The organism is Streptomyces sp. NPDC041784, from assembly GCF_055591025.1.
Map to the genome: position 1 here is coordinate 511,161 of NZ_JBVJAB010000003.1, position 17,999 is coordinate 529,159.

Genomic DNA, 17,999 nt, shown 5'->3' on the forward strand with positions numbered 1-17,999 from the left:
CCGTCGGCACCCGGGTGCCCAGGGCGAAACAGCCCAAACGGGACCATGAGGGCCTGGGGCTCCCGAGGCCCCCGAGGCCCTGACAGTCCGTCGGGGCCAACTGGCGAGACGGTCCTTACAGGGGGCCGTTAGATGTGCGTAGCATCGGTCTCCGCATGAACACGATGACGTTGTGGCACATCACCGGCTGGGAGTTCGCCGCCCTCGCCCTCGCGGCCCTCCTCGTCGGCTTCTCCAAGACAGCCGTCAGTGGGGCCAACACGGTCAGTCTCGCGATCTTCGCCGCGGTTCTGCCGGCCCGCGCCTCCACGGGCGTCCTGCTGCCGTTGCTGATCGCCGGGGACGTGCTGGCCGTCCTCACCTACCGGCGCCACGCCCACTGGCCCACCCTGTGGCGGCTGTTCCCGGCCGTCGCCGCCGGCGTGGTCCTCGGCACGCTCTTCCTGATGTGGGCCGACGACGGTGCCGTCCGCACCTCGATCGGCGCGATCCTGCTGCTGATGGCGGGCGTCACGGTGTGGCGCCGCCGCACGGCCGAGGCGGCCGACGGACCCGAGGCGGTGGTCAGCCGCGCGGGCCGCGTCAAAGCCCGCTCCTACGGCGTCCTCGGCGGCTTCACCACGATGGTCGCCAACGCGGGCGGCCCGGTGATGTCGATGTACCTGCTCTCCGCGGGCTTCCGCAAGCTCGGCTTCCTCGGCACCTCCGCGTTCTTCTTCCTCATCGTCAACCTCACCAAGGTGCCGTTCAGCGCCGGCCTAGGCCTGATCGACGGCCGCTCGCTGCTCCTCGACGCCGCGCTCGCCCTCTTCGTCGTCCCGGGCGCGCTGCTCGGCACATGGGCCGTCCACCGCATCAACGAGCGGCTCTTCGAGCAGCTCGTCATCGCCGCGACGATCGTGGGCGGCCTCCAGTTGCTACTGCGCTAGCCCCAGCAGCGCGGGCAGGTCCGCGAACGAGTCCAGCACGTGGTCGGGTGTGCCGCTCGCCGCGCGGTGGGTCTCCGGGAGGTACTTGCCCGTGCGCACCAGCACCCCGGTGATCCCGGCCCGCTGGGCCGCCAGGACGTCCGACTCGATGTCGTCGCCCACCATCAGCGCGTCGTCCGCGTTCACCCCCAGACGCCCGAGCGCCGCCGCGAAGAACGCCGGCGACGGCTTCCCCGTCACCTCGGCCTCCACCCGCGCGGCCGCCTCCAGGCCCGTGACGAACGCACCGGAGTCCAGCCGCAGCCCCGCGTCCGTACGCCAGTACAGGTTCCGGTGCATCGCCACCAGCCGCGCGCCGCGCTGGAGGTGGCCGAAGGCCCGGTCCAGCGCCGCGTACCCGAACTCGGGTCCGGCCCCGCCGACCACGACCACCTCCACGTCGTCGTCGGCCAGGGTGACGCCCGCCAGGTCCTCCGCGATGTCACCGCTGTTCAGCAGCGCGCACCGGGCCCCCGGATACCGCTCGGCGAGATGCGCGGCGGTGACCGCCGGGGCGGTCAGGACGTCCTCGGCCGTCACCGCGAACCCGGCCTCCGCCAGCGTCGCGGCGATCGAGGCGCGGGTCCGGGACGTCGTGTTGGTCACCAGGGCGACCCCGAACCCCGCCTCCCGGACGGCCCGCAGCGCCTCGACCGCGCCCGGCAGCGGCTTCCAGGAGACGGTGAGGACCCCGTCGATGTCGATCAGGACGGCACGCACAGCACCCATGGGGGGACCATAGCGCCGGGATCAGCCGTCCGCCGGAAGGATCATGCACGTGGTGGTCGCGTGGGCGATCAGCTTCCCCCGCTCGTCGTGCACCTTGCCCTCGGCGGTGGCCGTGCGCCGGCCCACGTGGATCACGCTGCCCTCGGCGGTCAGGGTCTGCCCGTCCGTGCGGGCGGCCCGGATGTAGTTCACCTTCAGCTCCAGCGTGGTGTACCCGGTCCCGGCCGGGAGCGTGGTGTGGATCGCGCAGCCCAGCACCGAGTCCAGCAGCGTCGCGGCGATGCCGCCGTGCACGGTGCCGAGGGGATTGGCGAAGTCCGGCCGGGTGTCGAGCGAGATCACGATCCGCCCGTGCTCCACCTCGTCGAAGCGCATCCCCAGCAGCCGCCCGATGGACGGCACGTCGCCCAGGCTCCCGGCCTGGACGAGACGCATGAGGTCGAGGCCGGACAGGGCGGCGAGGTCGGCGGTGGAGGTCACGGTGGATCCTTTCGAAAGGGCGTGCCGGGCGCGGGAGTTCAGTCGCCCAGCGGGTTCTCCCGGTCCCGCAGCGTGGCGAGGACCGGGGCGTACATACGGGACTTGATGGTGCGCAGGGTCTCGCCCGCCTTGCCGGCCTGCGCCGCGGCGATCTCGACGGCCGCGGCGCGTACGGCGTCCTCGCCGACCGCGTGGTCCACGATCCCGGCGGACAGCGCGTCCTGGCCGCCGTAGCGCCGGGCGGTGACCATGGCCTCGTGTGCGGCGCGCGGCGCGAGCCGGGCCTGGATGAGCGCGGACATGCCCGGGGAGAAGGGGATGTTGATGTCCGCCTCGGGCAGGCACCAGAAGCCGCGGTCGGCGCGCATCACCCGGACGTCGTGGGCCAGCGAGAGCATCGCGCCTGCCGCGAAGGTGTGCCCCTGGAGCGCGGCGACCGTGACGACCGGCAGGCTCAGCAGCCGGGCGAACAGCTCGTGGAGCGAGACGACATAGTCCAGATGCCGGTCGGCGTGCGCGAACAGCCACTCCAGGTCGAGGCCGTTGGAGTAGAACTTCCCGGTGGCGGCGGTCACCAGGGCGCGCGGCCCGTCCGCCTTCTCCACCTCGTCCAGGGCCGCGTCCACGGCCGTGATCCAGTCCGGGTGGAAACGATTCTCCCCGTCCCCGAGGTCGAGGACGAAGACCTGGTCCTGGCGGTCGAGCGTGGGCATGGCGACTCCTTCGGGCAGGGGGACGCGGTGCAGGGGGTGGGTCTCACAGCGAGTACGCCCGGGCGGCGGACCGACGGACCGGGGCCATGGGCCAGAGGCCGGGGGCCAAGGGCAAGAGGCGCCATGGGTTACGGGCTATGGGCTACCGGGCCACGGGCTACGGGCTACGGGCTACGGGCTACGGGCTAGGGTTCACCGTCCGCAGCGCGTGCTCCAGCAGGTCGTGGATCTCCACGGCGACCGCGTCGAGCGGGGCGGTGCTCCGCTCGGCCCGGCACATCACCACCGCGCCCTCCACCGCCGCGACGACGAACGCGCCCAGCCGCCGACCGCGTTCCTCCGGCAGGCCGTGGCGGACGAGCAGGGCGGCCAGCGCCCGCTGCCAGCGGGCGAAGGCCGCGGCCGCCGAGCGGGCGGGCTCCGGGGCGTCGTCGTCGGTCTCCACGGCCACCGCGACCACGGGACAGCCGGCCCGGAAGTCGCTGTTCAGCAGCCGCTCCCGCCACAGCGTGAAGAACGCGTCGACGGCCCGCAGCGGATCGGGGGCCTCCGCGGCGGTGTCGATCAGCTCGGCGACGAAGTCCCCGGCGAACACCACCGCCTCGTCGATCAGCTGGGCGCGCCCGCCGGGGAAGTGGTGGTACACCGAGCCGCGCGGCGCGCCGCTGTGGGCGAGCACCCGGTCGATGCTCACCCCGCTCGCCCCGTGCTCGCCGAGCAGGGCGGCGGTACTGGAGACCATCCGCTCACGGCTGTCGCTCCTGCGCGGGCTCACGGCACACCTCTCCTCCGCCGGTGCGCGGGCACCTCGGACCGGGCACGCGCTACCGGTCAGTAATTATGCTCTATGGCATAGAACATGCAAGGGTGGTCGCGGATGGGTTCGGGCGCGTCGCAAGGGGCGCGTCGCGAGTGGATTCGGGCACACCGCGACTGGTTCAGGCGTGCCGCGCGTGGTCTCTGGCGTGCCGCGCGTGGTCTCGGGCCCGCCGGGGCGGGTTTCAGAGGCGCCCGGCCACCCAGTCCGCCGTGGCGGCGATCCCGCCGAACGTGTAGAAGTGCAGCCCGAGGTCTCCGTGCCGGCCGGGGTCGTACCCCTCGGCCAGGTCCCGCACGAACCGGTCGGGCCCGGCCGTCCCCATCAGGTTGGTCAGCGAGAACCCGTACTTGCGCGCGATGCCCGCGCCGGTGCCCACCCCGAACCGCGTCGCGTACGACAGCAGCCGCCGCACCCCGGCCGGGCCGGGCACCCCGACCCGCACCGGGAGGTCCACCCCGCGCGCCCGGAGGTTCTCCACCCACGCCAGGACCGGCTCGACGTCGAACCCGAACTGGGTGATCACACTGCCCGCCAGGCCCAGCTCCCGCAGCACCGCGGCCTTCTCCTCGATCGCCGACCAGAGCACCCGCTCGCCGATCGCCGGGTGGCCCTCGGGGTACCCGCTGACGCCGACGTGCCGTACGCCGTACTCCTGGAGCAGCCCGGAGCGCAGCACGGACAGCGAGTCGGCGTACGGGCCATGCGGGACGGCGGGGTCGCCGCCGACGACGAAGACGTGGTCGGCGGCGCCGGCCTCCCGGAGCGCGGCGAGGAACTCGGCCAGTTCGGCCCGGGAGCGCAGCCGGCGCGCGGAGAGGTGCGGGACGGGGACGAAGCCCAGCCGTGCCGCCGTCCGCGCGGCCGAGAGCCGCAGCTCGGGCGTCTCGTTGCCGAGGAAGGTGACGTTGATCCGGGTGCCCGGCGGGATCGCCGCCCGGGCCTCCTCCAGGTGCGCCACGTCCTTGCCGGTCATCTCCAGGGAGAAGTCGTCCAGGAGCCGGGGTGTGGTGGTCGTCAGGGTGTCGCTCACCCGAGAAGCGTGCGCAATGGTGTGGGCGCGGGACGCTGGCTGGATCGATCTAGTGGGCAGGCTAACAGGGGCCGGACCCGCGGACCCCGACTCCTACGGGGCGAGGACGGCCGGTTCCGGTTCCGCCCGGCGTTGCGGCAGAGCGGTGTTGAGGTCCTCGACCAGGAGCCGCTTGGAGATGGTGTCCACGGCCGCGCGCAGATCGTCGCCCGGCGGGCGGCCGATGTCCTGGGTCACCCGCTCCTCCAGCCAGCGCCCCCACGCCTCGGTGATGACGCCGGCCTCGCGCACACCGGCCTCCGTGTGGGAGAGGAGCGAGCCGTGGCGGGTCAGATACCCCTCGTCGACCATGCGGTCGAACACCGGCAGCAGCACCTCGGGCGGCAGATGGCGGCGGGCGGCGACCAGCCCCAGGCTCGCGTGGCCGACCATGCGGGTGAACACCTCCACCTGCATCACGGCCCAGGCGCCCGCGATGTCGAGACGGGTGTCGGACTCCTCGACGAGCCGGCGGGCGGTGTCCAGGTCCGTACCGCCGATGATCTTCGCGACGGATGCCTCCAGGACCCGCCGCGAGTCCGCCCCGGAGGGCTGGCCGAACCCCTCGCCCATGTCCGTGGAGCCGAACCGCGCGCTGTCGCGCAGCGGCACCTCTTTGAGGAACAGGGCGACGACGAAGCCGAGCGCGGCGACCGGCACGGTCCACAGGAAGACCGTGTGGAGGGTGTCCGCGTACGCCTCGATGATCGGGGCGGCGACCGGGTCGGGCAGCCCGTGCAGACCCTCGGGGCTGGTCGCGGCCCTGCCGATGGCCGCGGGGTCGGCACCGGCGCCCGCCGCCGTGGTGGCCGCGGCGACACCGTCCCCCAGGTGGGAGGTGAGGGTGTTGGTGTAGATCGTGCCGAAGACGGCCGTGCCGAAGGAACTGCCCAGGGTGCGGAAGAAGGTGACGCCCGAGGTGGCGGTGCCCAGGTCGGCGTAGTCGACGGTGTTCTGCACGGCGATCGTCAGGACCTGCATGCACAGGCCGATGCCGGTGCCCAGCACGAACATGTACAGGGACTCCAGCCAGGCGCCCGTGCCCGGCCCCATCAGGGACATCAGATACAGGCCGACCCCCATCACCAGCGAGCCGACGATCGGGAAGAGACGGTAGCGGCCGGTCTGGCTGACCACGTTGCCGCTGAAGATCGACGCGATGAGCAGGCCGGCCACCATCGGCAGCGTGCGCACACCCGACACCGTGGCCGAGTCGCCGTCGACGTACTGGAGATAGGTCGGCAGGTACGTCAGCGCGCCGAGCATCGCGAAGCCGACGATGAAGCTGAGGATCGAGCAGACCGTGAAGACCGGGTTGCCGAACAGCCGCATCGGCAGCATCGGTTCCTTCGCCCGCGTCTCCACCACGCAGAACAGGCCGAGGGCCAGCGTCCCGCTCACGAACAGGCCGACGATGACGGCCGAGCCCCACGCGTACTCGTTGCCGCCCCAGCTCGTCGCCAGGATCAGCGCGCTCGCGCCGACAGCGACCAGGGCGATGCCCAGGTAGTCGATGACCGGCCGGGACGCCGACTTCACCGCCGGGATGGTGCGGGCCGCCGCGAAGACGACGAGGATCGCGATCGGCACGTTGACGTAGAACGCCCAACGCCAGGACAGATGGTCGGTGAACAGGCCGCCCAGGAGCGGCCCGATGACCGTCGCCACGCCGAACACGGCCCCGATCGCGCCCTGGTACTTGCCGCGCTCGCGCAGCGGGATGACGTCCGCGATCAGCGCCATCGCCGTCACCATCAGCCCGCCCGCGCCGATGCCCTGCATGGCCCGCCAGGCGATCAGCAGCGACATGTTGGTGGCCAGACCGCACAGGAACGACCCCGTGATGAACACGATCGCCGACACCTGGAAGACCACCTTGCGGCCGAACAGGTCACCGAACTTGCCGACCAGCACCGTCGCGACGGTCTCCGCGAGGAGGTACGACGTGACCACCCACGACATGTGGGCGGCCCCGCCGAGGTCCGACACGATCGTCGGCAGCGCCGTGCCCACGATCGTCTGGTCCAGGGCCGCCAGCAGCATCCCCAGCACGATCGTCGCGAAGACGATGTTGCGGCGGCGCGTGTCCAGGACCGGCGGCTGCGGGGCGGCCGGGGCGGTCTCCTCGACGACTGTCACGACGTCACGATCACACCGGCGGGCCGGGCCCGCATGCCCGGCGGGCCGCTCGGGCTACCGCTCCTCGGGGCCGCTGCTCCTCGGGGTCATCGCTCCTCGGGGCTACCGCTCCTTCGGGTGCCGGCGCAGCAGATACGTGTCCATGATCCAGCCCTTGCGCTCGCGCGCCTCGGCGCGCAGCCGCTCGATCCGGGGGCCGGCCTCGGCGATCGGGCCCGCGACCAGGATCTCGTCCGGCGTGCCGATGTAGGCGCCCCAGTAGATGTCGAGGTCCTCCCCGGCGTACTGCCGGAAGGTCTGGTGTGCGTCCAGCATCACCACCACGTCGTCCACCCCCTCCGGGAAGCCCTCGGCGAGCCGCCGGCCGGTGGTGATCTGCACCGGCCGCGCCACCCGGTTCAGGCCCGTGCGGTGCCGGGCGACGAGCGCCGAGACGCTGCTGACGCCCGGTATGACGTCGTACTCGAAGGCGACCGTGCCCCGGGCCAGCACCTCCTCCAGGATCCCCAGCGTGCTGTCGTACAGCGCCGGGTCGCCCCAGACCAGGAACGCGCCGCTCTCGTCCTCGCCCAGCTCCTCGCGGATCAGCCGCTCGTAGATGCCGGCGCGGGCGCTGCGCCAGTCGTCGACGGCGGGGGAGTAGGCCGCGCCGCCCGCCCGCCGGTCCCGCTCCGGATCCCGGGCCTCGACGACCCGGTACCCGCCCTCGGGCAGGTGCGTGTCCAGCATGTCCCGGCGCAGCCGCGTCAGGTCGCTCTTCACCTCGCCCTTGTCCAGGACGAAGAACACGTCCGTGCTCCGCAGCGCTCCGACCGCCTGGAGGGTCAGCTGCTCCGGGTCGCCCGCGCCGATACCGATGACATGAATCCTTCGCACGACCACGAGTCTGCCCTACGCCACTGACAGTGACCGCGCCAGGTACCGCGCCAGGACCGCGGAGGGCGGCCGAGGGAGGTGGCGCGGCGGGGTCAGGAGTCGCCGCGCAGCAGTGGCGCCCGTGCCCCCGCGTCCACCGGCGCGGCCGTCCGCTCCACCTCCGCGGCCAGCTCCCGCGCCCACCGGGCCAGCCCCGCGAGGTCCAGCCCGTGGGGCCGCGCACGGCCCGCGTCCGTCTTCGCCCACTCCGTCACCGCCCCGGCGCCCCGGCGCAGCAGCCGCGCACCGCCCGTGGCATTGCCCCGGGCCGCGTGCGTGAGACCGACCGCGAGCTGCGCGAGCCCCCGCCACAGCGTGCGCTCGGCCTCGGGCCCCGACTTCCAGGCGTCCTCGAACACCTCGTGCGCGTGGAACGGCTTCCCCGAGTCCAGCAGCGCCTGTGCCTCCGTGACGGTCTCCTCGGGGGGCCGTACGACGCCCTCCGGCTGCCGTTCCACCCCCGCCGCGCCGTACGGCAGGGGCCGGCCCAGCCCGTCCCGGGGCCGCGCGCTGCGCGCCCGCCCCTCGCCGTCCCGGTCCCGCGTCCCGACGGCCCGGCCACTGTCCTTGCCCGCTGCACTGCCCATACGACGATTGTCCCGCCCCGAGGCCCTCTTCGGGGCAGCGCCCGGTGTGGGGTAAAGTGCTGTCCGCGCGATCACGCGGCGAACACCGCGACGACAGCGCACCGGGACGTGGCGCAGCTTGGTAGCGCACTTGACTGGGGGTCAAGGGGTCGCAGGTTCAAATCCTGTCGTCCCGACTGGTGGTTCATTCACGGTCGCAGATCAAGAGCCCTGTCTCACTTCGGTGAGACAGGGCTCTTGGTCATTTCCCGGGCTGTCGTGTCACATTCGGTCACCAGCCTGGTGTCATGTGACCGACCGTGATGGTGCCCTTCGGGCCACTCGTCCACCGTAGCGGGCGGCGTCGGTTCGAATTGCCTGCTCCGCACGTTTCTGAACTGGGCTTTTCCGTCGATCATGGGTTCCTGGAGTCTGCCGCGGCCAGGAGTGAGCAGGACGGCTGGACTTGCCGTCGATCACGTTGCGTGGCCTTTTGAACACGGGGACACCCCCACCAGGTTTCTCACCCACGCACAAGGAAAGGCGCGGAATGCCATCTCTCAAGCGCTTCGGGTCCGCTGTCGCTGCGGCCGCGGCCCTGACCTCCCTGGCCCTGGCCATCGCCCCGGCAGCCACTGCGGCCACGGCCCCGCAGAGCACCAAGCGTGTCGTTCAGGACGCGAAGCCCGACGGGGCCGCGGCGCTGACCTGCGCCGAGTTGAACGTTCAGCTCTCCACGCAACTCCAGGCCGCCCAGACGGCTCTGGTCGCCACGCCGCCCAATGTCGTCGCGGCCCAGGCGTCCATCACCGCGGCCCAGGCCACGGTCGCACAGCTCCAGGCTCAGCTGTGTCTCCCGACGGGGCCCGTACCGTCGCCGATCTGCGTAGCGCTCACTCTCCAGCTCCAGCAGAACCTGCAGGCCCTGAGCGCCGCGCTGACCACCTTCCCGACCAACCCGCTTCAGGTCAGCCTGGCGTTGAACGCGGTGCTCGCCACATCCGCGCAACTCCAGGTCAACGGTTGTGTGAGCACCGTCTGAACGACGGCTCATCGCCCGACGCCGACCTGACGAGCCGTACGGGACTGCCGGTGCCTCACCGGCCGGCCTGACCTCGCGGTCTCGGTGCCGGGCGTCGGGTCCGACGGTGAAGAACCGTCGGACCCGACGCTGTGTTCGGCGTGCGGCATCCCTGCGAACCCTTCCGGACGGCAGCGTCCGGCACACCGGAGCCGAACTCCGCGGCTGTCTGCGGGCCGACCTGGCCCTGACCCCGGTCGCGTACTCGCCACCACCCAGGGCGCGTACGCCCGCCGGGACCGGCTCCTGCCGGCGGCTCACGAAACCCGGCACGCCGTCCTGGCCCGGCAGTTGGGCGGCGGGGCGCCGATCGGCCCGCCGGCGGGGGCGTCGTCGGTGGCCCGGCCGGACTCCGTCCACCGACGGTGCGCACCGGCCCGGGGCGAAGGCCCTCGGGGTGCGGCGGGGGCGGTTACGCTGGGCCCATGCCGTCCACCCGCCGTACCGCCCGACAGGCCGACCTGCTGGAACGACTCGTCGCGCTGCTCACGGCGGAGGGGTTCTCGGACCTCACCCTGGACGACCTCGCCGTACGGCTGCGCTGTTCCAAGACCACGCTGTACCAGCTCGCCCGCAGCAAGCAGGGGCTGGTCGTGGAGGCGGTCAAGCACTACTTCCGCGGGGCGACCGAGGCCGTCGAGAAGCGGGTGGCGCAGACCGTCGAGCCGTCCGACCGCGTCCGTGTCTACCTCACGGCCGTCGCCGAGCAGTTGCGCCCGCTCTCCCGCCGCTTCCTCGACGACGTGGCGGACTTCCCGCCCGCCCGCGAGGTCTACGAGGCCAACACGCGGATGGCCGCGGAGCGGGTCCGCCAGCTGATCGCCGAGGGTGTGTCCGGCGGCGCCTTCCGGGACGTGCACACCGCGTTCGTCGGCGAGGTCGCCGCCGCGACCATGCGCCAGATCCAGCAGGGCGAGCTGAAGGCCCGCACCGGGCTGACCGACGCCGAGGCCTACGAGCAGCTCGCCTCGCTGATCGTGCACGCCGTCTCGTCCTGACCGTCCCGCCCGACCCCCGACTCGTCCCTGCCTGATTCCCGCCTGATTCCCGCCGGGGCTCCCCGGCTGGCTGTGGCACGCCTGGGTGCAGTACTGTGAATGATACGTGCGTACGCACTCCAGTATCACTTCCAGTACTGACCGTGGAGGTCACCATGCCTGCCACTCGTGCCCTGCCGACCGAGGAAGCCGTCGAGCTCATCCAGCTCACGCGCACCTTCGCCGCCAAGGAACTCGCACCCCGAGTGGCCGACGCGGAGGCGGACGGGGCCTTCCCCCGGGATGTCTTCCGCACCCTCGGGCGCAGCGGCCTGCTCGGACTGCCGTTCGCCGAGGAGGACGGCGGAGCGGGCCAGCCGTACGAGGTCTATCTCCAGGTCCTGGAGGAGGTCGCCGCGGTCTGGTCGAGCGTCGCCGTCGGCATCTCGGTGCACGCCCTGTCCTGCTTCCCGCTGGCCCGGTTCGGCACCCAGGAGCAGCGGCGCCGCTGGCTGCCGGACATGCTCGCCGGTGAGCAGCTCGGCGCGTACTGCCTGTCCGAGCCGCACGCCGGCTCCGACCCGGCGGCCATGCTGACCCGCGCGGTCCGCGACGGCGACCACTACGTCCTCAACGGCGCCAAGGCGTGGACGACGCACGGCGGGTACGCCGACTTCTACACGGTCATGGCCCGCACCTCCGACGACCGGGCGCGCGGCATCTCCTGCTTCCTGGTCCCGGCGGACACCCCGGGGCTCAGCGCCGACCCGCCGGAGCGGAAGATGGGCCTGACCGGTTCGGCGACCGCCACCATGCGGCTGGACGACGTCCGGGTGCCGGCCGAGCGGCTCATCGGGGAGGAGGGGCAGGGTCTGAAGATCGCGCTCGCCTCCCTCGACCACGGCCGGCTCGGTATCGCCGCCGTGGCCTGCGGCCTCGCCCAGGGCGCCCTCGACCACGCGGTGCGCTACGCCCGCGAGCGGGAGACCTTCGGCAAGCCGATCATCGAGCACCAGGGGCTGGCGTTCGTGCTGGCCGACATGGGCGCGGCGATCGAGTCGGCGCGGGCCACCGCGCTCGCGGCCGCGCGGCTGAAGGATCTCGGCCTGCCCTTCACACGGGAGGCCTCGATCGCCAAACTCGTGGCCACGGACAATGCCATGAAGGTGACCACGGACGCGGTGCAGGTCCTCGGCGGGTACGGATACACGCGCGACTTCCCCGTCGAGCGCTATATGCGCGAGGCCAAGGTCATGCAGATCTTCGAAGGAACCAATCAGATCCAGCGCATGATCATCTCCCGTGCGCTGGACCGTAACGAGGGCGGTGTGCTCACCGTCCTCGGCAAGGAGTGATGATGCAGCTCGCCCACACCGCCGCCCTTGTCACCGGCGGTGCGTCCGGCCTCGGCGCGGCCACCGCGAAGGCCCTCGCCGCCGGTGGCGCCAAGGTCTTCGCCCTCGACCTCAAGGACGGCATCGACAAGGCGCCCGAGGTCGACGGCGTCACCTATGTCCCGGCCGACGTCACCGACCCCGAGCAGGTCCGCGCCGCCGTCGCCGTCGCGGCCGGCTCGGGCGTGCCGCTGCGTACGGTCGTCAACTGCGCCGGAATCGGTCCGTCCGCCCGGATCCTCGGCAAGAAGGGCGTCCACGACCTGGGTCTGTACGCCAAGGTGATCCAGATCAACCTGATCGGCACCTTCAACGTGCTCGCGCTCGCCTCCGAGGCCATCGCCGAGACCGAGGCCGACGAGAACGGCCAGCGCGGCGTGATCGTCAACACCGCGTCCATCGCCGCCTACGACGGCCAGATCGGACAGGCCGCCTACTCCTCCTCCAAGGGCGGCGTCGTCGGCCTGACCCTGCCCGCCGCCCGCGACCTGGCGCAGTACGGCATCCGGGTGTGCACCATCGCCCCGGGCATCGTGGAGACGCCGATGCTGGCGACCGTCTCGGACGAGTTCCGCGCCGGGCTCGCGGCGGGCGTGCCCTTCCCGCGCCGGCTGGCCCTCCCCGAGGAGTACGCCAAGCTCGCCCTGGCCATCGTCGACCACGACTACCTCAACGGCGAGACGATCCGCATGGACGGCGCGCTGCGGATGGCCCCGAGGTAGCCCTCGGGCAGCCTTCAGGTCCTGACCAGCAGCTGGAAGTCGAACGCGTACCGGGACGCGCGGTAGATGTGCGTCCCGTACTCGACCGGGCGACCGGTGTCGTCGTACGCCGTGCGCTGCATGGTCAGCAGGGCCGCGCCCTCCCGCTCGGCGAGGAGCGCGGCCTCCTCGGCGCTCGCCGCGCGGGCGCCGATGGTCTGGCGGGCGCTGTGCAGGGTGATGCCGGTCAGCCGCATCAGGTGGTAGAGGCCGGTCGCCTCCAGCCGGGCCGTGTCGAGGTCCAGCAGGGCCGGGGGCAGGTAGTTGCACAGGAACGCCACCGGCTGCCCGTGCGCCGAGCGCAGCCGCTCCAGGAGGGTGACCTCGGCGCCCTCCGCGATCCCCAGGGCGGCCGCCACGTCGGCGGTGGCGGGGACGCGTTCGTTGCGGACGACCTGCGTGGCGGGCCCCTGTCCGGCCGCCTCCAGGTCGTCGTAGAGGCTGCTGAGTTCCAGCGGCCGTTTCACCTGGCTGTGCACGACCTGCGTGCCCACTCCGCGGCGGCGCACCAGCAGGCCCTTGTCGACCAGGGACTGGATCGCCTGGCGGACCGTCGGCCGGGACAGGCCGAGCCGGGTCGACAGGTCGATCTCGTTGCCGAGCAGGTTGCCGGGGGCGAGCGCCCCGTGCTCGATGGCCGACTCCAGCTGCTGGGCGAGCTGGTAGTACAGCGGCACCGGACTGGAGCGGTCGAGCCCGAAGTGCAGGCCGTCCAGCGCCGAACCGGCCACCGCGCGGGTCCGTTCACCGGTCTTCGCCATCGAGGGAACCTCCTGCGTCGGCCGCGTAGCGGAGCTGTGATCCAACATCCCCGAATCGTCCACGCGTACGAGGGGTACGCCCGTGCGCAGCGGGTAGATTTCGGCCCCGGTACGACCCGTGGCGTCTCTCAGGTGTAGGTCCCCGCGGCCCTCTGTGTCAATGGTTTGTTCTTACATTCGGACCTGCTCGTGAAATGATGTCTTAACAAAGTATTGACAGTGGGCTCGCCACGGGATTGGATCCCGTCCCAACAGCGCACAAACCGAGTCCACGTCACCCGAACAGTCGCGGACCCGGCCCCATGGCCCCACCCTGAGCAGTAGCGGGCCACTGATCCTCGAGATCGCCTCCCCTTTCCCCGTGGTTTCCCCCGTCGCACAGTGAGGTGCAGGAAAGATGGACAGCTCTTCGCCCCGTTCCCGCAGAATTGCCCCGGTCGTGGCCATGGCCGCAGCGGTGGCCCTGACCCTCGCGGGCTGCTCCAGCAGCTCGGGCGGGAAGAAGTCCGAGGAGAGCGCGGACGGCGCCTCCGCGGGCAAGGCGAGCACCCCGCAGATGACGGTGGCGCTGGTGACCCACCAGTCGCCCGGCGACACCTTCTGGGACATCGTCCGCAAGGGCGCCGAGGCCGCCGCGGCCAAGGACAACGTCAAGCTCATCTACTCCGCCGACCCGAGCGCGGGCGGTCAGGCCAACCTGGTGCAGAACGCCATCGACCAGAAGGTCGACGGCATCGCGGTCACGCTCGCCAAGCCGGACGCCCTCAAGGATGTCGTGGCCAAGGCGACGGCCGCGAAGATACCCGTGGTCGGCCTCAACTCCGGTGTGAGCGAATGGCAGAAGCTCGGACTGATGGAGTTCTTCGGCCAGGACGAGACCGTCGCGGGCGAGGCGCTCGGCAAGCGGCTCAACGAGGCCGGCGCCAAGAAGGCCGTCTGTGTCATCCAGGAGCAGGGCAACATCGGCCTCACCCAGCGGTGTGACGGTGTGAAGAAGACCTTCTCCGGCTCCACCGAGGTGCTGTACGTCAACGGCACCGACATGCCGTCGGTGAAGTCGACCATCACCGCCAAGCTGAGCCAGGACAAGGCCATCGACTACGTCGTGACCCTCGGCGCCCCCTTCGCGCTGACGGCCGGTCAGTCGGTGACCGACGCCGGCAGCAAGGCGAAGGTCGCCACCTTCGACCTCAACAAGGACCTGACCAGCGCCATCAGCAAGGGCACCGTCGAGTTCGCGGTCGACCAGCAGCCGTACCTCCAGGGCTACCTCGCCGTGGACTCGCTGTGGCTCTACAAGAACAACGGCAACTACATGGGCGGCGGCGAGGCTCCCGTCCTGACCGGTCCGGCCTTCGTCGACAAGTCCAACGTCGACGCGGTCGCCGCGTTCGCCGCGAAGGGCACCCGGTGATGAGCATGACCCAGAAGGCTGAGCCGGCGGTGACCACACCGCCGGCCTCCGGCCCGAAGGAGACGGACGGCCGGACCACGCAACGTCCCCTCGCGCTCCGGCTGCTGGCCCGCCCCGAGGTGGGTGTCTTCCTCGGCGCCGTCGCGGTGTACGTGTTCTTCCTGATCGCGGCCCCGCCGGTGCGCGAGGCCAGCGCGATGGCCAACATCCTGTACCAGTCCTCGACCATCGGGATCATGGCCCTGCCCGTGGCCCTGCTGATGATCGGCGGCGAGTTCGACCTCTCGTCCGGTGTCGCGGTGATCACCTCGGCGCTGACCGCGAGCATGCTCAGCTATCAACTGACCATGAACGTCTGGGTGGGCATCGTCGCCGCCCTCCTGGTGTCCCTCGGGATCGGCTTCCTCAACGGCTGGATGGTGGTCAAGACCGGGCTGCCCAGCTTCCTGATCACTCTGGGCACCTTCCTGATCCTCCAGGGCGTCAACCTCGCGGTGACCAAGCTGGTCACCACCAACGTCGCCACCGACGACATCAGCGACATGGACGGCTTCAGCCAGGCGAAGAAGGTCTTCGCCTCCTCCTTCGACGTCGGCGGCGTCCAGGTGAAGATCACCATCATCTACTGGCTGGTCTTCGCGGCCCTGGCCACCTGGGTCCTGATCCGTACGAAGTACGGCAACTGGATCTTCGCGGTCGGCGGCAACAAGGAGTCCGCGCGGGCCGTCGGTGTCCCGGTCACCTTCACCAAGATCTCGCTGTTCATGCTGGTCGGCTTCGGCGCCTGGTTCATCGGCATGCACCAGCTGTTCTCCTTCAACACCGTGCAGTCGGGCGAGGGCGTCGGCCAGGAGCTGATCTACATCTCCGCGGCCGTCATCGGCGGCTGTCTGCTCACCGGCGGCGCCGGCTCGGCCATCGGCCCGGTCTTCGGCGCCTTCATGTTCGGCATGGTGCAGCAGGGCATCGTCTACGCCGGCTGGAACCCCGACTGGTTCAAGGCCTTCCTCGGCGTCATGCTCCTGGGCGCCGTCCTCATCAATCTGTGGGTCCAGCGCACGGCGACCCGGAGGTGACCGACCCGATGACCACCAGCAACGGAACCGGAACGCACGGCGCGATCCTCGCGGACACCGTCCCCGAGGCGGGGGAGAGCCCCCTCGTCGAACTGCGCAACGCCGGCAAGTCCTACGGCAACATCCGCGCCCTGCACGGCGTCGACCTGAAGGTGTACCCCGGCAAGGTGACCTGCGTCCTCGGCGACAACGGCGCCGGCAAGTCCACCCTCATCAAGATCGTCTCCGGGCTGCACCAGCACACCGAGGGCGAGTTCCTCGTCGACGGCCGGCCCGTCCGCTTCTCCAGCCCCCGCGAGGCGCTCGACAAGGGCATCGCCACCGTCTACCAGGACCTGGCGACGGTCCCCCTGATGCCGGTGTGGCGCAACTTCTTCCTCGGCTCCGAGATGACCAAGGGCCCCTGGCCGATCCGCCGCCTCGACATCGCCGCGATGAAGAAGACCGCCGACGAGGAACTGCGCAACATGGGGATCGTCCTGGACGACCTCGAACAGCCCATCGGGACGCTGTCGGGCGGCCAGCGGCAGTGCGTGGCCATCGCCCGCGCCGTCTACTTCGGCGCCCGCGTCCTCATCCTCGACGAGCCCACCGCCGCCCTCGGCGTCAAGCAGTCCGGCGTGGTGCTGAAGTACATCGCCGCCGCCCGCGACCGCGGCCTCGGCGTCATCTTCATCACCCACAACCCCCACCACGCCTACATGGTCGGCGACCACTTCAGCGTCCTGCGCCTGGGCACCCTCGAACTCTCCGCCTCCCGCACCGAGGTCAGCCTCGAGGAACTCACCAACCACATGGCCGGCGGCGCCGAACTCGCCGCGCTCAAGCACGAACTGGCCCAGGTACGCGGCGTCGACGTCGAGGAGCTGCCGGAGGAGAAGGACCTCAAGGCTCCGGTGGCGACCCCGGCCGAAGGGACCTCCTGAGATGCCCGGCGCGCTGGACCGGATCAGGGTCGGTTCCGCCCCCGACTCCTGGGGTGTCTGGTTCCCCGACGACCCCCGACAGGTGCCGTGGGAACGCTTCCTGGACGAGGTCGCCGAGGCGGGCTACCGGGATTCATTCGCAGTGCATCGGGCTTCAGCCCGGTGGTGAAGCGAATCTGATGGTTGCGACGCGGAGCGTCGCGGATTCCTGTCCGGCGGAGCCGGACAGGGCGTGTTCCCCACCCGCGGCGCGGAGCGCCGCGGGGGCTCGGTCCCGGCGGCGCCGGGCGGTGCTCACACCGGCCGGTTCTGCTGCTCGATGTACTGCCTGACCACGGAGAGCGGGGCACCACCGACGGTCCCTGCGAAGTACGAACCCGACCAGAGCTTGTTGAACCGGCGGAACCTGAAGGTGTCGGCGGGCACGGTCTTCACCGGTATGCACCGCGGCCCGTCCGTCTGGGAGTCCACCTGGGAGCACGTCAGCGAGGTCGCCGCGCTCACCCGGGCGATGGGCGCCGAGCACCTGGTCGTCATCCCGTCCTTCTGGCGCGACGACAAGACCGCCGAGATCCTGGAGCCGTCGGAGCTGACGGCCGAGCAGTGGGCGCACCTGACCAAGGGCATGGAACGTCTCGGGCACGAGGTGAAGGAGACGTACGGCCTGGACATCGTCGTCCATCCGCACGCCGACACCCACCTCGACACCGAGGACCACGTCGAGCGGTTCCTGGACTCCACCGACTCCGAACTGGTCAACCTCTGCCTCGACACGGGCCACTACGCCTACTGCGGTGGCGACAGTGTCAAGCTGATCGAGACCTACGGCGAGCGGATCGGCTATCTGCACCTCAAGCAGGTGGACCCGGAGATCCTGGCCGACGTCGTGGCGAACGAGGTGCCCTTCGGGCCGGCGGTCCAGCGCGGGATCATGTGCGAACCGCCGTCCGGTGTACAGGAGTTGGGGCCGGTGCTGGAAGCGGCCCAGAAGCTGGGCGTGGAGCTGTTCGCGATCGTCGAGCAGGACATGTACCCGTGCGAGCCGGACCGGCCGCTGCCCATCGCCGTCCGCACCCGGAAGTTCCTGCGGTCCTGCGGGGCGTGACGGGTCCTCCCGAACAGCAGCGGGGGGGGGGGGGGGGGGGGGGGGGGGGGGGGGGGGGGGGGGGGGGGGGGGGGGGGGGGGGGGGGGGGGGGGGGGGGGGGTCAC

The 17,999-nt window shown here is 71.4% G+C and carries 17 protein-coding genes, 1 tRNA gene and 2 pseudogenes; 10 read left to right on the forward strand and 10 right to left on the reverse strand.

Annotated features, from left to right (window positions below; translation table 11 throughout):
• Positions 1–155 precede the first annotated feature (155 nt).
• Positions 156–929, forward strand: coding sequence for a sulfite exporter TauE/SafE family protein (locus ACZ6D7_RS08920; RefSeq protein WP_469485704.1), 774 nt, complete (start codon positions 156–158; stop codon positions 927–929).
• Here ACZ6D7_RS08920 and ACZ6D7_RS08925 read toward each other — a convergent pair.
• The 8 genes from ACZ6D7_RS08925 to ACZ6D7_RS08960 form a co-directional block, all read right to left on the reverse strand.
• The gene (locus ACZ6D7_RS08925) at positions 918–1,697 is read right to left on the reverse strand and encodes an HAD-IIA family hydrolase (RefSeq protein ID WP_469485707.1); all 780 of its coding nucleotides are present in this window, start codon (positions 1,695–1,697) and stop codon (positions 918–920) included. The two genes, ACZ6D7_RS08920 and ACZ6D7_RS08925, sit on opposite strands and share 12 nt — an antisense overlap.
• A gap of 21 nt (positions 1,698–1,718) precedes the next feature.
• On the reverse strand, positions 1,719–2,132 hold the full coding sequence (locus ACZ6D7_RS08930) for a PaaI family thioesterase (RefSeq protein ID WP_469486053.1): 414 nt from the start codon (positions 2,130–2,132) through the stop codon (positions 1,719–1,721).
• 83 nt (positions 2,133–2,215) lie between these two features.
• A complete protein-coding gene (locus tag ACZ6D7_RS08935; RefSeq protein WP_469485710.1) occupies positions 2,216–2,890 on the reverse strand; it encodes an enoyl-CoA hydratase-related protein in 675 nt (224 codons plus the stop codon).
• Between the two features lie 178 nt (positions 2,891–3,068).
• Entirely contained in the window at positions 3,069–3,665 is a 597-nt protein-coding gene (locus ACZ6D7_RS08940; protein ID WP_469485713.1) for a TetR/AcrR family transcriptional regulator, read from the reverse strand.
• 226 nt (positions 3,666–3,891) lie between these two features.
• Positions 3,892–4,683 (reverse strand): methylenetetrahydrofolate reductase, encoded by a 792-nt coding sequence (locus tag ACZ6D7_RS08945; protein WP_469486057.1) that lies wholly within the window; start codon positions 4,681–4,683, stop codon positions 3,892–3,894.
• Positions 4,684–4,833: 150 nt separating this feature from the next.
• The gene (locus tag ACZ6D7_RS08950) at positions 4,834–6,918 is read right to left on the reverse strand and encodes an MDR family MFS transporter (protein ID WP_469485715.1); all 2,085 of its coding nucleotides are present in this window, start codon (positions 6,916–6,918) and stop codon (positions 4,834–4,836) included.
• A 102-nt stretch (positions 6,919–7,020) separates the two neighbouring features.
• Positions 7,021–7,794 (reverse strand): precorrin-6A synthase (deacetylating), encoded by a 774-nt coding sequence (cobF, locus tag ACZ6D7_RS08955; RefSeq protein WP_469485718.1) that lies wholly within the window; start codon positions 7,792–7,794, stop codon positions 7,021–7,023.
• A gap of 92 nt (positions 7,795–7,886) precedes the next feature.
• Complete coding sequence (locus ACZ6D7_RS08960) at positions 7,887–8,420, reverse strand: DUF309 domain-containing protein (RefSeq protein ID WP_469485720.1); 534 nt, start codon at positions 8,418–8,420, stop codon at positions 7,887–7,889.
• Between the two features lie 102 nt (positions 8,421–8,522).
• Between ACZ6D7_RS08960 and ACZ6D7_RS08965 the strand changes: the two genes are divergently transcribed.
• The 5 genes from ACZ6D7_RS08965 (at position 8,523) to ACZ6D7_RS08985 (ending at position 12,573) form a co-directional block, all read left to right on the forward strand.
• Positions 8,523–8,596 (forward strand) — tRNA-Pro (locus tag ACZ6D7_RS08965).
• Between the two features lie 353 nt (positions 8,597–8,949).
• On the forward strand, positions 8,950–9,441 hold the full coding sequence (locus ACZ6D7_RS08970) for a hypothetical protein (protein ID WP_469485722.1): 492 nt from the start codon (positions 8,950–8,952) through the stop codon (positions 9,439–9,441).
• A gap of 464 nt (positions 9,442–9,905) precedes the next feature.
• Entirely contained in the window at positions 9,906–10,478 is a 573-nt protein-coding gene (locus ACZ6D7_RS08975) for a TetR/AcrR family transcriptional regulator (RefSeq protein WP_469485725.1), read from the forward strand.
• 155 nt (positions 10,479–10,633) lie between these two features.
• Positions 10,634–11,812 (forward strand): acyl-CoA dehydrogenase family protein, encoded by a 1,179-nt coding sequence (locus tag ACZ6D7_RS08980; RefSeq protein WP_469485727.1) that lies wholly within the window; start codon positions 10,634–10,636, stop codon positions 11,810–11,812.
• A gap of 2 nt (positions 11,813–11,814) precedes the next feature.
• Positions 11,815–12,573 (forward strand): SDR family NAD(P)-dependent oxidoreductase, encoded by a 759-nt coding sequence (locus tag ACZ6D7_RS08985; RefSeq protein WP_469486060.1) that lies wholly within the window; start codon positions 11,815–11,817, stop codon positions 12,571–12,573.
• Between the two features lie 14 nt (positions 12,574–12,587).
• Here ACZ6D7_RS08985 and ACZ6D7_RS08990 read toward each other — a convergent pair whose 3' ends face one another.
• Positions 12,588–13,373, reverse strand: coding sequence for a GntR family transcriptional regulator (locus tag ACZ6D7_RS08990; RefSeq protein ID WP_469485730.1), 786 nt, complete (start codon positions 13,371–13,373; stop codon positions 12,588–12,590).
• A 397-nt stretch (positions 13,374–13,770) separates the two neighbouring features.
• Here ACZ6D7_RS08990 and ACZ6D7_RS08995 point away from each other — a divergent pair, with 397 nt between their 5' ends.
• Genes ACZ6D7_RS08995 through ACZ6D7_RS09005 form a run of 3 tightly spaced genes read left to right on the forward strand, consistent with a single transcriptional unit; the run spans position 13,771 to position 16,789 of the window.
• The gene (locus ACZ6D7_RS08995; protein ID WP_469485732.1) at positions 13,771–14,787 is read left to right on the forward strand and encodes a sugar ABC transporter substrate-binding protein; all 1,017 of its coding nucleotides are present in this window, start codon (positions 13,771–13,773) and stop codon (positions 14,785–14,787) included.
• Positions 14,787–15,863, forward strand: a complete 1,077-nt coding sequence (locus ACZ6D7_RS09000) for an ABC transporter permease (protein WP_469485735.1) — start codon at positions 14,787–14,789, stop codon at positions 15,861–15,863. The genes ACZ6D7_RS08995 and ACZ6D7_RS09000 overlap by 1 nt, the downstream gene beginning before the upstream one ends.
• Positions 15,864–15,871: 8 nt before the next feature.
• On the forward strand, positions 15,872–16,789 hold the full coding sequence (locus tag ACZ6D7_RS09005) for an ATP-binding cassette domain-containing protein (RefSeq protein ID WP_469485737.1): 918 nt from the start codon (positions 15,872–15,874) through the stop codon (positions 16,787–16,789).
• A 294-nt stretch (positions 16,790–17,083) separates the two neighbouring features.
• Here ACZ6D7_RS09005 and ACZ6D7_RS09010 read toward each other — a convergent pair.
• Positions 17,084–17,176 (reverse strand): annotated as a pseudogene (locus ACZ6D7_RS09010) (transposase); the annotation flags it as partial.
• Here ACZ6D7_RS09010 and ACZ6D7_RS09015 point away from each other — a divergent pair.
• Positions 17,133–17,894: pseudogene (locus tag ACZ6D7_RS09015) on the forward strand (sugar phosphate isomerase/epimerase family protein); the annotation flags it as partial. The pseudogenes ACZ6D7_RS09010 and ACZ6D7_RS09015 sit on opposite strands and share 44 nt — an antisense overlap.
• Positions 17,895–17,999 lie beyond the last annotated feature (105 nt).

Excerpts from the sequence above, each read along its gene's own strand:
- ACZ6D7_RS08990 (WP_469485730.1), bottom strand. The coding sequence starts at position 13,373 with ATGGCGAAGACCGGTGAACGGACCCGCGCGGTGGCCGGTTCGGCGCTG.
- ACZ6D7_RS08975 (WP_469485725.1), top strand. The coding sequence starts at position 9,906 with ATGCCGTCCACCCGCCGTACCGCCCGACAGGCCGACCTGCTGGAACGA.
- ACZ6D7_RS08935 (WP_469485710.1), bottom strand. The coding sequence starts at position 2,890 with ATGCCCACGCTCGACCGCCAGGACCAGGTCTTCGTCCTCGACCTCGGG.
- ACZ6D7_RS08920 (WP_469485704.1), top strand. The coding sequence starts at position 156 with ATGAACACGATGACGTTGTGGCACATCACCGGCTGGGAGTTCGCCGCC.
- ACZ6D7_RS08925 (WP_469485707.1), bottom strand. The coding sequence starts at position 1,697 with ATGGGTGCTGTGCGTGCCGTCCTGATCGACATCGACGGGGTCCTCACC.
- ACZ6D7_RS09005 (WP_469485737.1), top strand. The coding sequence starts at position 15,872 with ATGACCACCAGCAACGGAACCGGAACGCACGGCGCGATCCTCGCGGAC.
- ACZ6D7_RS08970 (WP_469485722.1), top strand. The coding sequence starts at position 8,950 with ATGCCATCTCTCAAGCGCTTCGGGTCCGCTGTCGCTGCGGCCGCGGCC.
- ACZ6D7_RS08985 (WP_469486060.1), top strand. The coding sequence starts at position 11,815 with ATGCAGCTCGCCCACACCGCCGCCCTTGTCACCGGCGGTGCGTCCGGC.
- ACZ6D7_RS08980 (WP_469485727.1), top strand. The coding sequence starts at position 10,634 with ATGCCTGCCACTCGTGCCCTGCCGACCGAGGAAGCCGTCGAGCTCATC.
- ACZ6D7_RS08930 (WP_469486053.1), bottom strand. The coding sequence starts at position 2,132 with ATGCGTCTCGTCCAGGCCGGGAGCCTGGGCGACGTGCCGTCCATCGGG.
- ACZ6D7_RS08960 (WP_469485720.1), bottom strand. The coding sequence starts at position 8,420 with ATGGGCAGTGCAGCGGGCAAGGACAGTGGCCGGGCCGTCGGGACGCGG.
- ACZ6D7_RS08945 (WP_469486057.1), bottom strand. The coding sequence starts at position 4,683 with ATGACCGGCAAGGACGTGGCGCACCTGGAGGAGGCCCGGGCGGCGATC.
- ACZ6D7_RS08995 (WP_469485732.1), top strand. The coding sequence starts at position 13,771 with ATGGACAGCTCTTCGCCCCGTTCCCGCAGAATTGCCCCGGTCGTGGCC.
- ACZ6D7_RS09000 (WP_469485735.1), top strand. The coding sequence starts at position 14,787 with ATGAGCATGACCCAGAAGGCTGAGCCGGCGGTGACCACACCGCCGGCC.